Origin of the sequence: Streptomyces sp. WG7, assembly GCF_049975785.1 — a bacterium.
GTDB lineage: Bacteria > Actinomycetota > Actinomycetes > Streptomycetales > Streptomycetaceae > Streptomyces.
Genome location: NZ_JBNGGE010000002.1, coordinates 84,962 through 97,783, shown reverse-complemented (window position 1 = coordinate 97,783; position 12,822 = coordinate 84,962). Strand labels below are relative to the sequence as shown.

General features: G+C 71.5%; 12 protein-coding genes. 9 read left to right on the top strand and 3 right to left on the bottom strand.

Features of this window, described 5'->3' with window-relative positions; genetic code table 11:
* Positions 1 to 57: 57 nt before the first annotated feature.
* Entirely contained in the window at positions 58 to 828 is a 771-nt protein-coding gene (locus tag ACP4J0_RS02840) for a hypothetical protein (RefSeq protein WP_426597005.1), read from the top strand.
* A gap of 68 nt (positions 829 to 896) precedes the next feature.
* The gene (locus ACP4J0_RS02835) at positions 897 to 2,219 is read left to right on the top strand and encodes an Nramp family divalent metal transporter (RefSeq protein WP_426597004.1); all 1,323 of its coding nucleotides are present in this window, start codon (positions 897 to 899) and stop codon (positions 2,217 to 2,219) included.
* Between the two features lie 18 nt (positions 2,220 to 2,237).
* Here ACP4J0_RS02835 and ACP4J0_RS02830 read toward each other — a convergent pair whose 3' ends face one another.
* Entirely contained in the window at positions 2,238 to 3,521 is a 1,284-nt protein-coding gene (locus tag ACP4J0_RS02830) for a hypothetical protein (protein WP_426597003.1), read from the bottom strand.
* A gap of 144 nt (positions 3,522 to 3,665) precedes the next feature.
* Positions 3,666 to 4,175 carry a SigE family RNA polymerase sigma factor gene (locus ACP4J0_RS02825; RefSeq protein ID WP_426597002.1) on the bottom strand — a complete coding sequence of 170 codons (510 nt, stop codon included), beginning with the start codon at positions 4,173 to 4,175 and terminating at the stop codon, positions 3,666 to 3,668.
* Between the two features lie 253 nt (positions 4,176 to 4,428).
* Between ACP4J0_RS02825 and ACP4J0_RS02820 the strand changes: the two genes are divergently transcribed.
* Positions 4,429 to 5,331, top strand: coding sequence for a hypothetical protein (locus ACP4J0_RS02820; RefSeq protein WP_426597001.1), 903 nt, complete (start codon positions 4,429 to 4,431; stop codon positions 5,329 to 5,331).
* 116 nt (positions 5,332 to 5,447) lie between these two features.
* Here ACP4J0_RS02820 and ACP4J0_RS02815 read toward each other — a convergent pair whose 3' ends face one another.
* Positions 5,448 to 7,160 (bottom strand): chitinase, encoded by a 1,713-nt coding sequence (locus ACP4J0_RS02815; protein WP_426597000.1) that lies wholly within the window; start codon positions 7,158 to 7,160, stop codon positions 5,448 to 5,450.
* 385 nt (positions 7,161 to 7,545) lie between these two features.
* Here ACP4J0_RS02815 and ACP4J0_RS02810 point away from each other — a divergent pair, with 385 nt between their 5' ends.
* From ACP4J0_RS02810 to ACP4J0_RS02785, 6 genes are all read left to right on the top strand, one after another.
* Positions 7,546 to 8,463 (top strand): hypothetical protein, encoded by a 918-nt coding sequence (locus ACP4J0_RS02810; protein WP_426597270.1) that lies wholly within the window; start codon positions 7,546 to 7,548, stop codon positions 8,461 to 8,463.
* Positions 8,464 to 8,535: 72 nt separating this feature from the next.
* The gene (gene cpaB / locus ACP4J0_RS02805; RefSeq protein ID WP_426596999.1) at positions 8,536 to 9,243 is read left to right on the top strand and encodes a Flp pilus assembly protein CpaB; all 708 of its coding nucleotides are present in this window, start codon (positions 8,536 to 8,538) and stop codon (positions 9,241 to 9,243) included.
* A gap of 8 nt (positions 9,244 to 9,251) precedes the next feature.
* On the top strand, positions 9,252 to 10,511 hold the full coding sequence (locus tag ACP4J0_RS02800; protein WP_426596998.1) for an AAA family ATPase: 1,260 nt from the start codon (positions 9,252 to 9,254) through the stop codon (positions 10,509 to 10,511).
* Entirely contained in the window at positions 10,508 to 10,921 is a 414-nt protein-coding gene (locus tag ACP4J0_RS02795) for a TadE/TadG family type IV pilus assembly protein (protein ID WP_426596997.1), read from the top strand. Before ACP4J0_RS02800 ends, ACP4J0_RS02795 begins: the two co-directional genes overlap by 4 nt.
* Before the next feature lie 118 nt (positions 10,922 to 11,039).
* Positions 11,040 to 11,387, top strand: coding sequence for a TadE/TadG family type IV pilus assembly protein (locus tag ACP4J0_RS02790; protein WP_426596996.1), 348 nt, complete (start codon positions 11,040 to 11,042; stop codon positions 11,385 to 11,387).
* A 34-nt stretch (positions 11,388 to 11,421) separates the two neighbouring features.
* Positions 11,422 to 12,759 (top strand): CpaF family protein, encoded by a 1,338-nt coding sequence (locus ACP4J0_RS02785; RefSeq protein ID WP_426596995.1) that lies wholly within the window; start codon positions 11,422 to 11,424, stop codon positions 12,757 to 12,759.
* Positions 12,760 to 12,822: the final 63 nt, after the last annotated feature.

Below are 12,822 nucleotides of genomic sequence, written 5' to 3'. Positions count from 1 at the left end.
ATAACGAAGTCGGGGCTGGCTGTGTCCGGCACAGGATCGTCGACCATACTGCCCGCTGTGGAGCAGCGCAGAGGATCGACCAGCCAGCCCCTGGAAGGCGCCGGATTCGACCCGGCATTCATCCCCGGGCTCAGCTCGCCCGTGTCCGCCGAACCGGAGGACGTGAGACCGGCGAAGGCGCGGACGGCGGCGGACACCGAGTCCGACGACGTCCCCGACGCGGAGGAAGCCGCCGGCGCGGAGCCGTCCGCCGAGCAGCCCGCGGACGAGACCGTCGAGCCGTCCGCCGAGACGGCCGCCGAGTCGTCCGGGGAACCGGACGAGGAGGAGGCCCCCGCCGGCCCCGTCTTCGAGGCCTCCGACCGCCGGGCGAAGATCGTCGCCGACCGCAGGGGCGTACGTCTCGCCCTCGACGACCAGAGCTGCGAGTTCCGCTGGGACGAGGTCGGGGCCGTCGAGACGGAGACGGGCCGCTTCGGCAAGCGGTTCACCGTCACCGTGCACACGCCCGACCGCCGCTGGTACCCGATCGAGATCGAGGCGACGTCCAGGAGCCGGTTCAAGGAGTGGGAAGCCGCCCTGGACGAGGTCCTGGACGCCTACTTCGACGACGGCGAGGCGGAGGCCGACGAGCTCCCGGAGGCGGACGCCGACGCGGCGGACGACGCGGCGGACGACGTGAAGGCCGAAGCCGAGCCCGACGGGAAGCCGGAGCCGGACGGAAAGCCGGAGTCCGACGGGAAGCCGGAGCCGGAGCCGGACAGGAAGCCGGACGGGAAGCCGGACGTGAGCTCCGACGCGAAGGCAGACGCCGGTCGCAAGGAGTAGGCACGATCGGGTGAAGATCCGCGCGCGCCCTCTTGTCCCACCGGCGGCCATGGGCTTGGTTGACCCGCATGGCGGACACCACGGGCAACATCAGAGACACAGGCGGGCCGGGCGCGGTCGATTCGGTTCCCCGTAAGTCCAGTTGGCGGTACATCGGACCCGGCATCGTCGTCGCGGCGACCGGGGTCGGTGCCGGCGACCTCGTGGCCACTCTCATCGCGGGCAGCAACTTCGGTTACACGCTGCTGTGGGCGGCGATCATCGGCTGCCTGGTGAAGATCTCCCTCGCCGAGGCGTGCGGCCGGTGGCATCTGTCCACCGGCCGCACGCTGTTCGACGGCTGGGCGAGCCTCGGCCGCTGGACGACGTGGTTCTTCGCGGTCTACGCGGTGATCTGGGGCTTCGTCTACGGCGCGGCGGCGATGTCGTCCAGCGCCCTGCCGCTGCAGGCCCTCTTCCCGGACGTGATGGGCCTCGAATGGTGGGGCATCGCGTCCGGGCTGGTGGGCCTGGTCTTCGTCTGGTTCAACAAGTACGACGTCTTCGAGAAGGTCATGACGGTCCTGGTGGGCGTCATGTTCGTCGTGACCGTCTACCTGGCGATCCGCGTCACCCCCAACCTCGGCGACGCCTTCGCCGGCCTCCTCCCGGTGATCCCGGACGAGAAGGACTCGGTCCTCAACACCCTCGGCCTGATCGGTGGCGTGGGCGGCACCATCACGCTGGCCGCGTACGGCTACTGGGTCAACGCGAAGGGCTGGACCAACACCGGCTGGATGAGGGTCATGCGCGTCGACAACCGCGTCGCCTACGCCACGACCGGCGTCTTCGTCATCGCCATGCTCCTCGTCGGCGCCGAACTGCTGCACTCGGCGAACATCGCGATCGCGAGCGGCGACAAGGGCATGATCCAGCTCGGCGACATCCTGGAGGACGAGTACGGCACGGCGACCGGCAAGCTCTTCCTGATCGGCTTCTTCGCCACCTCCTTCACCTCCCTGATCGGCGTCTGGCACGGCGTGAGCCTGATGTTCGCCGACTTCCTGGCCCGGCGGCGGGGCGAACAGGAGGCGCGGGCGACCGAGCTGGCGTCGGGCCGCCGCGAACGCTCCTGGTCCTTCCGCGCCTACCTGCTCTGGCTCACCTTCCCGCCCATGATCCTGCTCTTCCAGGACGAGCCCTTCCGCCTGATCATCATCTACGGCGTCCTGGGCGCCGCCTTCATGCCCTTCCTCGCCCTCACCCTGATCTGGCTCCTCAACTCCTCCCGCACACCGCGCGAGTGGCGCAACGGCTGGCTGAGCAACGGCATGCTGGCCGTGGCGGGCCTGCTGTTCCTGGTGCTGTGCGTGAAGCAGATCTGGGACCAGAACTGGGCGGAGTTCTTCTAGGCCGGCTGGACCGGTCCGCTACCGCAGCTTCTCCCACTCCGGGCTGAGCGCGATCTCCCGCAGCTGGCCGACCGTCAGCGCGGGAGCCTCGCGGGTGGGCTCGGCATGCGCGGCGTCGTTGTTGAACGCACTGACCACCACGCGGAAGCCGTCCTCACCGGCCCGCAGGGTGTCGACGGTCCACATGACGACCCCCGCGACGCGGTCGTCGCCGGGGCCCTGCCGTACGGCGACGCGGGTGCCGTCGGGGAGGGTCTCGGCGGAGCCGTAGAGCTGGTTGGCGACGTCGTTCATGCCGTGCTGCACGTTGATCTGGACGAGGCTGCCGCCGCGGCCGTCGTCGACGACGACGTAGCTGAACCCGCTGTCCTGGCCGCCCTGCTTGACCACCTTCAGGTTCTCGGGGAGCAGCCCGGCGAGCATCTCGCCGATGTCCTTGCCGGAGACGTCCGGCGGCGCCTGCACCGGCGCGCCGGCGGACCCGGACACCTCCGGGTCGGCCGGAACGGCGTCCACCACCCGGCGCCACACGTCGGCCGTGACGACCTCCTTCAACTCCTCGGTGGACAACGGCGGGTCCTGCCGCGACACCGGTGCGCCCTTCTGGGCGGGGGAGTTCCACTCGCTCAGGCTGACGTGCTGGCCCTCGCTCGTGACCAGGTCGGCGGACCAGAGCTTGGTGTCGACGCGCCGGTCGGGATACTCGTAGCCCTGGAACAGCCTGAGCAGCGAGCCGTCGGGCAGCCGGGTGGAACTGCACGCGTCGTACTGGACGAACGTCTCGTCCGGGCACTCCGTCAGCTCCCGGACCTGCTCGCTTCCGGCCTCGACCCGGTCGAGGCCCATGCTGATCGCGGCCGCGCCCTCCCCGTCGTCGTACACGAGGGACGCGTACGGTCCCGGCGCGTCGCCCGAGCCCCGGGCGTCCTCCTCGCTGAACCTCCCCTCGGGGAGCAGTTCCTTGAGCGACGTCAGGAGTGCGTCGCCGGAGACGGGGGACGGGGCCGGGGCGGACGGGGATGCCGACGCGGACGGACCGGCGGTGGTCTCGGAGGCCACGGTGCGGCGCTCGGGGCCGGTGGAGTCGTCCTGCGGCAGGAGCAGCGCCCCGCCCACCCCGACCAGGGCGACGCCGGCGACCCCGCCGAGCACGCCGGCCCGGCGCCGCGTGAGCGCCCGGCGCCCTCGGACCCGCCCACCGGCGACGAGGGCCGTACCGTCGGCCTGGAAGTCACCGCCGGTGTCGCGCAGGGCGGCGGTGAGCCGTTCCTCGAAGGGGTCCTGGTGCTGGTTCTCGGGCATGGCGAACCACCCTTTCCGCGTGGTGAGCGCTGTGAGAGAGCCGAAGTGTGTATACGACGAGAGGCGGGCGCCGGGATCCGGCGCGGGGATCCGGCGCCGGGTCCGGCGCCAGGGGCTGGGCCGGCGTCAGGGTCTGGGCCGGCGTCAGGGTCTGGCGTACTCCGAGAGGTCCTCGCCCAGCAGCTCGCGGAGCTTGCCGAGCGCCCGTGAGCACCGCGTCCGTACGGCCGCCGAGCTGACGTTCAGCACGTCGGCGGTCTGCTCGACCGAGCGGTCCTCCCAGTACCGCAGAACGATGACGGCCCGGTCCTTGGCGGGCAGCCGGGCGAGCGCGGCCAGCAGGGTCAGCCGCAGCGGCGCGTCCCCGTCGCCGGCGCCCGGCAGGTCGGGGAAGAGGTCCGTCGCCCGTTCCCGGCTGCTGCGCCGCCGCTGATGGGCGAGGAAGGCCCGGGTGAGCACGGTCTGCGCGTACGCGGCGGGGTTCTCCACCCGGGACACCCGCCCCCACCGCACGTACAGCCGCCCGAAGGTCTCCTGCACGAGATCCTCGGCCAGGTGCGTGTCCCCGGCGGTGAGCAGACACGCCGACCGGTACAGGTGGCCGGCCCGCGCCGCCGCGAACTCGGCGTACTCGTCCGCTCGTCCCTGCCTCATGTCCGCGTTCCCCCGAGCTCACCGTCGCCCTGTACTGCCTTCACCTCATCGATGCGGTGGGCCCCCGTAAATGTTTCAGGTGATTTCGGCGTGCGTCACCCTGGCGGCAGCCGGCGTCCCTCGTCGTACGCGGTACGGGTGAATGCGCCCTTTGTTCAGTTCGTGACAGGTGACGGGTCTTCTACGTTCTGTGCGTGGACCCCAGGACCGGAAGAAGGGCCCTGCGGGCGGGAACCGGTGAAAGGCGCGCCTGATGGCGGGGATGGGGAGCGCGGTGGTGCGGATGATGTCTCTCGGGCCGTCCCTCGGTTGCTGCGCGGTGGCGGTCTCGCTGGTGCTCCGCACGTGGTGGACGAGCGGACGGGTGCGGACGCGGCTGCTGCTGTTGGGGGGTTCGGCGGCGGCCGGCGGTTTGTACCGGGTGGTGGCCGAAGTGCTCGACGCCCACCCACCGGATCCGGGGCGGGACGAGCAGTCGCTGCTGGGAACGGTGGTGGTCGTCGGAGCGGTACTGGCGGTCGGCCTGGGGACGGCCGGGCTGGTGGTCGCGGCCGATGCCGGTACCGGCCGGCCCGTGCTGCTGCGGCGGGTGCTCGACGGGTTCGTCGCGGCCGGGGCCCTGTTCATGACGGGATGGGTGCTGCTGAGCGGGACCGGTGGCGGCTGGCGGCCGGGGGAGGGGATGGTGGTGTTCCTGTGGGCCGCCGAGCTGGTGTTCCTCAGCTTCCTGCTGGCCCTGTGCCGTCTCGTGCGCAGTGACCGGAGAGCGGCCCTGTGGGCGGGGATCGCCGGACTGTCCCTCATGCTGACCGGCGACACCCTGCAGCTGTGGACCGTCGACCCGCACGAATCGGGGATGGCGTCCTGGCAGGTGGTCGACGGGTGCAAGACCGCGGGGCTCCTGGTGATCGCCACCGGCCCGTGGCTGCCCGGCGGGGCGAGCGTCCTGGGCATGGCCCGGCCGAATCTGCGGTGGGGGATGGAGGGTGCGGCGGCTTTCGTTCCCCTGACGGTCTGCACGGTGATGGCGCTGGGCCATGTGCTGGCTCCCACTGCCCATGATCCGGTGCCGCTGCTGGTCGGCGGGACGGTGCTGCTGGGCCTCTGGGTGCGCCAGAGATTCCTGCCGAGCGAGAACCTGGGAAGGGGCGACTGAGCCTCGTGCGGCTGTTCCCCCCGCCGCCGTCGCGGTAGGGGGAACAGCAGCCGCAGGGTCCGGCCGGGAATGCCGGGCAGGCCGGTCCGGGTTGGGCAGGCCGGTCCGGGCCGGAGCTACGGGAGCGCGTGCACGTGCGCTCCCACCGAGTTCGACCAGGCGTTGCCCGCCGTCGCGTCCCAGTTCGTGGACCAGGTCATCGCGCCCCGCAGGTCGGGGTACGTCCTCGACGGCTTGAAGGAGCCGCAGTTCGTGCCCTTGGTCAGGCAGTCCAGGGCGTTGTTGACCACGGACGGCGCAACGTAGCCGCCGCCCGCCGCACGGGTGGAGGCGGGCAGTCCCAGGCCGACCTGGGACGGGTCGAGGCCGTTCTCCAGCTGGATGCAGGCCAGGGCGGTGAGGAAGTCGACCGTGCCCTGCGCGTACACCTTGCCGTCGCAGCCCAGCATCGTGCCGCTGTTGTAGTACTGCATGTTGACGACCGTGAGGATGTCCTTCACGTTCAGCGCCGTGCGGAAGTACGAGCCCGACGTCGACTGCATGTCGATGGTCTGCGGCGCCATCGTCAGGATCATGTCCGGGCCCGCCTTCGCGGACAGGGCGCGCAGGGCCTGCGTCATGTAGGTCGGGTTGAGACCGTTCTCCAGGTCGATGTCGACGCCGTCGAAGCCGTACTCCTGCATGACCGCGTACACGGAGTTCGCGAAGTTCGTCGCGGAGGCCGAGTCGTTCACCGAGACGGTGCCCTTCTCGCCGCCCACCGAGATGATGACCTTTTTCCCGGCCGCCTGCTTGGCCCGGACGTCCGCCTTGAACTGGTCGACCGTGTAGCCGTCGAGCCCGGCCGTGTCGAGGTTGAAGGTGACGGCGCCGGGCGTGCTCGTCGCGTCCGCGAAGGAGACGGCGATGATGTCGTACTGGGCGGAGACGTCCGAGATCCTCTGGACGGCCGCCCCGTTGTCGAAGTTCTGCCAGTAGCCGGTCACGGCGTGCTTGGGCAGGTCGCCGCCCCCGCCGTCGCCCCGTTCCGCCGTACGGGCCGTCACCGCCGCCGACTTGGCCGACTCGCCGGCCGCGTTCGTCGCCGTGACCTGGAAGGAGTACGACGTGGCGGCCGCGAGACCGGTCACCGTCGCGGACGTGCCGGTCACCGCCGTCACCTTCGTACCGTCGCGGTAGACGTTGTAGCCGGTCGCGCCCGACACCGCGTTCCAGGCCAGCGAGGCCGAGGAGGACGTCGTACCGGAGACGCCCAGGCCGGCCGGGGCGGCCGGGACGGTGGGCTCGGGTCCGCCGCCGTCGCCGCCGCCTCCGTCCGGGCCGAAGACGGACAGGTCGTCGGCGTAGTAGGCCGACTGCCCGTACCAGCCGTGCGTGTAGACCGTCACCGAGGTCGTCGACGAGCCGGTGGTGAAGCTCGTCGACAGCTGCTTCCAGGAAACCGAGTCGGGGGTCCAGGTCGACACGTCCGTCGTCCCCGTGCCCGTCACGCCGAGGTAGGAGTACCCGCCCTGCACCCAGGCGCTCAGCGTGTACGTCGAGTCGGGCTTCACCGCGACCGTCTGGGCGCACCGGGCGTTGTCCTGCCCGCTCGGTGTCGCCTTGAGCGCGGCGGAGCCGGTGCGTGCCGGGGAGGAGACGGCCGTGCCGCTGTTCGCGGAGCAGGTCCAGTTGCTCAGGCCGGCCTCGAAGCCGGCGTTCTTCGCGTTGTTGACGTCGGCTGCGGAGGCCTGGCCCACGGCCGTGACCGAGAGGGCGAGCGCGGCGGTGACGGCTCCCGCCCAGAACTTCGTCCGTCTGGCGAGCGGTCTGCGTACGGGCTGCTCCATGGGGGCCTCCGGTGGGGGAGTGGGGGTGGGGGGTGGGGGGCTTTGACGTACAAGGTGGTCCAGACCAATTGGGGGTGTCAAGAGGTAGGTCCGGACCAAGTTCGCCGCCGGGGCCGGGACTTGACGCGTCGCGAACCGGCCCCGGAGCCGCCCGGCCCTCGGCGGGGAAATGCTCAACCTGCCCCGGTTTGACGCACCTTGTGCAACACAAGTTGTTCCAGAGCTACAGAAACGCTGTTCTCCGGTCACAGACGCGTGGATACAGTGCTCAGGTAGTCACGCAGTGAAGTCATCCGGGTGTGCCGGGGTAACGCCGGCGCGTCGACGGGCATGGGGAGACGGGGAGCCGCGCGTGCCAACTGCCATTGCCGTGACCAGTGCCGACATGGCACTGCCGCCGCACGACGAACGGACGCTGCCCGCGGCCGTGCTCCAGGACGTGGACCGGCGTCCACTGGAGCACGCGCTGGCCGAGCTGCAGACCCTGGTCGACCAGCACGGGCACGTGATCGTGGTGTGCTCGCAGGCCGTACCGGCGAGCGTGGAACGGCGGCTGCACACCGTCCGCGCCCTCCTGGAGACCGACCGGATCGCGGTGTTCCGGCCGCCCCTGCCCCCGCTCGGCATCGCCGTGCTGGCCCGCCAGTTGCGGCAGCTCGCCTCCTGCGACCTCAGCCCCGGCGTCCTCGCCTCGGCCGGCCGGCTCCTCACCCACTACATCCACTCCGGCGCGCTGCTCGGCTCCGTCGCCCGGCTCGACCGTGTCTCCGTCGGCCTGAAGTCGCACGCCAGGTCCTGGATGCCGGGCAGCCAGTTCGGCGTCATGGCGCACCCCGTGCCGCAACTGGTGCGGATCGGCCCCGAAGTCGCCCTCGACGGACCCGAGTTCGGCACCAGCCTGCTGGTCGCCAAGGGCCAGCTTCCGTCCGACTGGGTCACCGGCACCCTCGCCCCGTCCTGGCACGTACAGGGACTGCGCGAGACGCCGCTGCCCGCCGAGTCCTCCGGCTGGTGGGGGACCGGGCGACTGACCGAGTTCTGCGCCTATCTGCCCGACCTGTCGGTCCTCTACCAGCTGGTCACCTCGGTGCGGCGCAGTGCCTGCCACTGGTGCGGCATCGACGTCATCGGCGACCGCTGCGTGTTCTGCTCCGCGACACCGCCGGTGTACGACGCCCGCGACGACGCGGCCCTCGGCCACCACCCTGACACCGCGCTCGGCCGGCGCCGGGACGCGGCTCTCGGCCACCGCCGCGACGCCGCCCTCGGCCGTCGCCGTGAGAGACGAGCCCTCACGGGGTAGGTCCGTACCGCGCTCCGCCCGCCCCGCCATCCGACCCGGTTCGACCGATCCCCCAACGAGGTTGCACGGTTCATGAACTCCCGTCAGCGCCGCGGCGTCATCCTGCTGATCCTCTCCGTCCTCTGCGCCCTCGGCGCGTTCGCCGGCGTGCTGGCCGTCGTCAACGACGTGAAGTCCAAGGTCGGCCCCGAGGTCACCGCGTACCGGCTCAAAACCGACGTGCAGCCCTACACGCCACTGGGCGAGGGTCAGTTCAAGAAGATCAGGATGCCCGAACGCTGGCTGTCGGAGAACGCCGTCACCGACCTCGGCCAGGTCCGCGGCAAGATCGCGGTGACGACGCTGAAGGCGGGCTCGCTGCTGCAGAGCGACATGATCGTCGACCAGCCCGCCCTGCAGCCGGGGCAGCAGGAGGTCGCCATCATGATCGACGCGGCGACCGGAGTCGCCGGCAAGATCACGCCGGGCTCCTCCGTCAACGTGTACGCCACCTTCGAGGGGGCGCGGGAGGGCGATCCCGACCAGTCCAAGATCATCGTGACCAACGCCAAGGTCATCGACGTCGGCGAGCTCACCCCGCTGAAGGCCGACGAGAACAGCCGCGACCGGGAACCCACCGACGGCGTCCCCATCACCTTCGCACTGTCCACCATCGACGCCCAGCGCATCACCTACGCCGAGTCGTTCGCCCAGCGGGTCCGGCTCGCACTGGTGGCGCCCGGCAGCGACACCACGGTCCCGGACAAGGACCGGACGTACGAACTCGCGAAGGACAAGTGAGAGCCCGTATGCCCACGAGGATCCTCCCGGCAGTCGGCGACGCGGACGCCGTACGGTCCATCACGACCCTGCTCAGCCAGCTCCCGGACGCCGAACCGGTCGCCCCGGTGACCGACTCCACCCAGCTCGTGGACACCCTCGCCCGCCTCGCCGCCGAGTCGGTCGACGAACTGCCCGAGGTCGTCGTCGTCCACGAGCGCATCGGCCCCGTCCCCGCCCTGGAACTGATCCGCGAGGTCGCCCTCCGCTTCCCGGCCGTCGGCGTCATCCTCGTCACCTCCGACCCCGGCCCCGGCCTCTTCCAGGCCGCCATGGACTACGGCGCCCGCGGCCTGGTCGCCCTGCCGCTCAGCTACGAGGAACTCGCCAGCCGCGTCCAGGCGGTGGCCCAGTGGTCGGTGGGCGTACGCCGGCACCTCGGCAGCGGCGTCGACGTGTTCACCGGCTCCGGCGGCACCGTCGTCACGGTCAGCGGCGCGAAGGGCGGGGTGGGGACCTCCCTGACCGCCATCCAGCTGGCCCTCGCCGCCCAGGCGTCGGGCCGGCCGACGGCCCTGGTCGACATGGACCTCCAGACCGGCGACGTCGCCTCCTACCTGGACGTCCAGTTCCGGCGCTCCGTGGCCGACCTCGCCACCATCACGGACATCTCCCCGCGGGTCCTGGCCGACGCCGTCTTCCGCCACGACACCGGCCTCGCCCTGCTGCTCGCCCCCGGCGAGGGCGAACGCGGCGAGGAGGTCACCGACCGCGCCGCCCGCCAGATCGTCAGCGCCCTGCGCTCCCGCTACGAGGTCGTCGTCCTCGACTGCGGCGCCCAGCTCGGCGGCGCCGGCGCCGCGGCCGTGGAGATGGCGGACACGGCGCTGCTGGTGACCACCCCGGACGTGGTCGCCGTGCGGGGTGCCAAGCGGGCTGTGCGGATGTGGGACCGGCTGCAGATCCGCAAGGCCGAGGAGACGACCGTGGTCGTCAACCGGCACACCCGGGGCACGGAGATCCAGCCCTCGCTGATCCGGAAGATCACCGGGACGGAGGTCGCCCGGACCGCCGTCCCCGCCAACTTCAAGGAACTCCAGGCCGCCGTGGACGCCGGCCGCGTCCACGAACTGGACAGCAGGAGCACCGTGAAGCAGGCCCTGTGGGCCCTCGCCGGTGAACTCGGGCTGGTCAGGGCCGCCGACGCGGACCACCGCAAGGGCGGCGGCCGGTTCCGCGGCGACCGGGGGTCGGTGAGCTTCCGGCGCCGGAAGGACGGTGCGGGATGAGCGGGTTACGCGGGCCGGAGGCGGGACGGTGGCAGCGGTGCCGCCGGGACGACGGCCAGGTCACCGTCGAGTTCCTCGGCATGCTGCCGACGATCATCGTCACGCTGGTGGTGCTGTGGCAGCTCGTGCTCGTGGGATACACGTACACGCTCGCGGGTAATGCTGCGGACGAGGCGGTACGGGCGGCGACGGCGGCCGACCGGGGGGCGCGGCAGGGAGCCTGCCAGGAGGCGGGCCGGGACAAGCTGCCGGGCGCGTGGGAAGGGGGCGCCGGGGTGAACTGCGGCACGGCGGGCGGCTATGTCACGGCCGACGTGGAGATCGACGTCCCCATCCTCTTCCCGGGCACCATCAGCTTCCCGTTCACCGTGCGCGGGCACGCGGGAGCCGTCGAGGAGGAGGACGACTGAGATGCCGTACTCCTCGCGTGGCAGTGGCAGTGGCGGAGGCGGGGGCGGGGGCGGGGGCGGGGTTCGAGCCCGGGTCCGAGCCCGGGTCCGAGCTCGGGTCCGAGCTCGGGCCCTGGTCATGGACCGCGGGCAGGTGGCCATCGAGTACCTCGGCTTCCTCCCGATCCTGATCATCGTCGGCATGGCCGCCGTACAGCTCGGCCTGATCGCGTACACCGCCCAGCAGGCCGGTACCGCGGCCCGCGCGGGCGCCCGCAGTGCCTCGCTCCAGGAGAGCGCCCAGGAGGCGTGCGCGGCGGCGGTCAGCGGCTGGCTGGCCGACGGCACCGACTGCCCCCCGGCGTACGGCGGCGACGAGGTGACGGTCACCGCCACCGTCGGCATCCCGTCGATCGTCCCGGGCTGGGACTTCGGGGACGCCACCAAGACCGCCACCATGCCGCTGGACCACCCGGCGGACGAGTGACCCCCGTGAACGAGGACCAAGGAGCACCGGACGCATGAGCCTGCGCGCACGCATCCACGCCCCCGAGGAGCACGGCAGCCGGGGCGAGGACGGACACCTGGTCGCCTCCTACCGGGCCAAGCTCCTGGAGGAGATCGACCTCGCCGAGATGAGCTCCCTGGCGATGGCCGAGCGGCGGGCCCGCCTCGAACGGGTCCTCGGGCACATCATCAGCCGCGAGGGCCCGGTCCTGTCGACGGTCGAGCGCTCGCAGCTGATCCGCCGGGTCGTGGACGAGGCCCTCGGCCTCGGCATCCTGGAGCCGCTGCTCGAGGACGCGTCCATCACGGAGATCATGGTGAACGGCCCGGACGCGATCTTCGTGGAACGCGGCGGCCGGGTCGAACAGCTCCCGCTCCGCTTCGCCTCCCACGACCAGCTGATGCAGACCATCGAACGCATCGTCTCGACGGTCAACCGCCGCGTGGACGAGTCGAACCCGATGGTCGACGCCCGCCTCCCCTCCGGCGAGCGCGTCAACGTCATCATCCCGCCGCTGTCGCTGACCGGCGCCACCCTCACCATCCGCCGCTTCCCGCGCTCCTTCACCCTCCAGGAACTGATCGGACTCGGCTCACTCGACGAGCACATGCTGTACCTGCTGGCCGGCCTGGTGCAGGCCCGCTTCAACATCATCGTCTCCGGCGCCACGGGCACCGGCAAGACCACCCTTCTCAACTCCCTCTCCGGCCTGATCCCCGAGTCCGAACGCATCATCACCATCGAGGACTCGGCGGAGCTCCAGCTCCAGCAGGCGCACGTCATCCGCCTGGAGTCCCGCCCGCCGAACGTCGAGGGCCAGGGCCGCGTCACCATCCGCGACCTGGTCCGCAACTCCCTCCGCATGCGCCCCGACCGCATCGTCGTCGGCGAGGTCCGCGGCGGCGAGTCCCTGGACATGCTCCAGGCCATGTCCACCGGCCACGACGGCTCCCTGGCCACGGTCCACGCCAACAGCGCCGAGGACGCCCTGATGCGGCTCCAGACCCTGGCCTCCATGTCGGACGTCGAAATCCCCTTCGTCGCCCTGCACGACCAGATCAACAGCTCCGTCGACGTCATCGTCCAGCTCACCCGCTTCGCCGACGGCGCCCGCCGCATCACCGAGATCGCCCTGCTGGCCAGTCACGGCGGCGAGCCGTACCGCCTGGCCACGGTCGCCCGCTTCAACGCCCGGCCGATGACGTCCGACGGCCGCGTCCCCGGCGCCTTCGAGTACTACCCCCTCCCGCGCCGCACCGCCGAACGCCTCTACATGGCGAGCCAGCCCATCCCGCAGGCCTTCGGCGTGGCCCACACCGCAGACCAGCTCGCCACCCGAGAAGCCAGGTGACCCGCCCGATGGAAGCCAGGTAGGAACCGCCCGATGGAAGCCAGGTAGGAACCGCCCGATGGA

Excerpts from the sequence above, each read along its gene's own strand:
- ACP4J0_RS02835 (WP_426597004.1), top strand. The coding sequence starts at position 897 with ATGGCGGACACCACGGGCAACATCAGAGACACAGGCGGGCCGGGCGCG.
- ACP4J0_RS02830 (WP_426597003.1), bottom strand. The coding sequence starts at position 3,521 with ATGCCCGAGAACCAGCACCAGGACCCCTTCGAGGAACGGCTCACCGCC.
- ACP4J0_RS02825 (WP_426597002.1), bottom strand. The coding sequence starts at position 4,175 with ATGAGGCAGGGACGAGCGGACGAGTACGCCGAGTTCGCGGCGGCGCGG.
- ACP4J0_RS02820 (WP_426597001.1), top strand. The coding sequence starts at position 4,429 with ATGGCGGGGATGGGGAGCGCGGTGGTGCGGATGATGTCTCTCGGGCCG.
- ACP4J0_RS02815 (WP_426597000.1), bottom strand. The coding sequence starts at position 7,160 with ATGGAGCAGCCCGTACGCAGACCGCTCGCCAGACGGACGAAGTTCTGG.
- ACP4J0_RS02810 (WP_426597270.1), top strand. The coding sequence starts at position 7,546 with ATGGCACTGCCGCCGCACGACGAACGGACGCTGCCCGCGGCCGTGCTC.
- cpaB (WP_426596999.1), top strand. The coding sequence starts at position 8,536 with ATGAACTCCCGTCAGCGCCGCGGCGTCATCCTGCTGATCCTCTCCGTC.
- ACP4J0_RS02800 (WP_426596998.1), top strand. The coding sequence starts at position 9,252 with ATGCCCACGAGGATCCTCCCGGCAGTCGGCGACGCGGACGCCGTACGG.
- ACP4J0_RS02795 (WP_426596997.1), top strand. The coding sequence starts at position 10,508 with ATGAGCGGGTTACGCGGGCCGGAGGCGGGACGGTGGCAGCGGTGCCGC.
- ACP4J0_RS02790 (WP_426596996.1), top strand. The coding sequence starts at position 11,040 with ATGGACCGCGGGCAGGTGGCCATCGAGTACCTCGGCTTCCTCCCGATC.
- ACP4J0_RS02785 (WP_426596995.1), top strand. The coding sequence starts at position 11,422 with ATGAGCCTGCGCGCACGCATCCACGCCCCCGAGGAGCACGGCAGCCGG.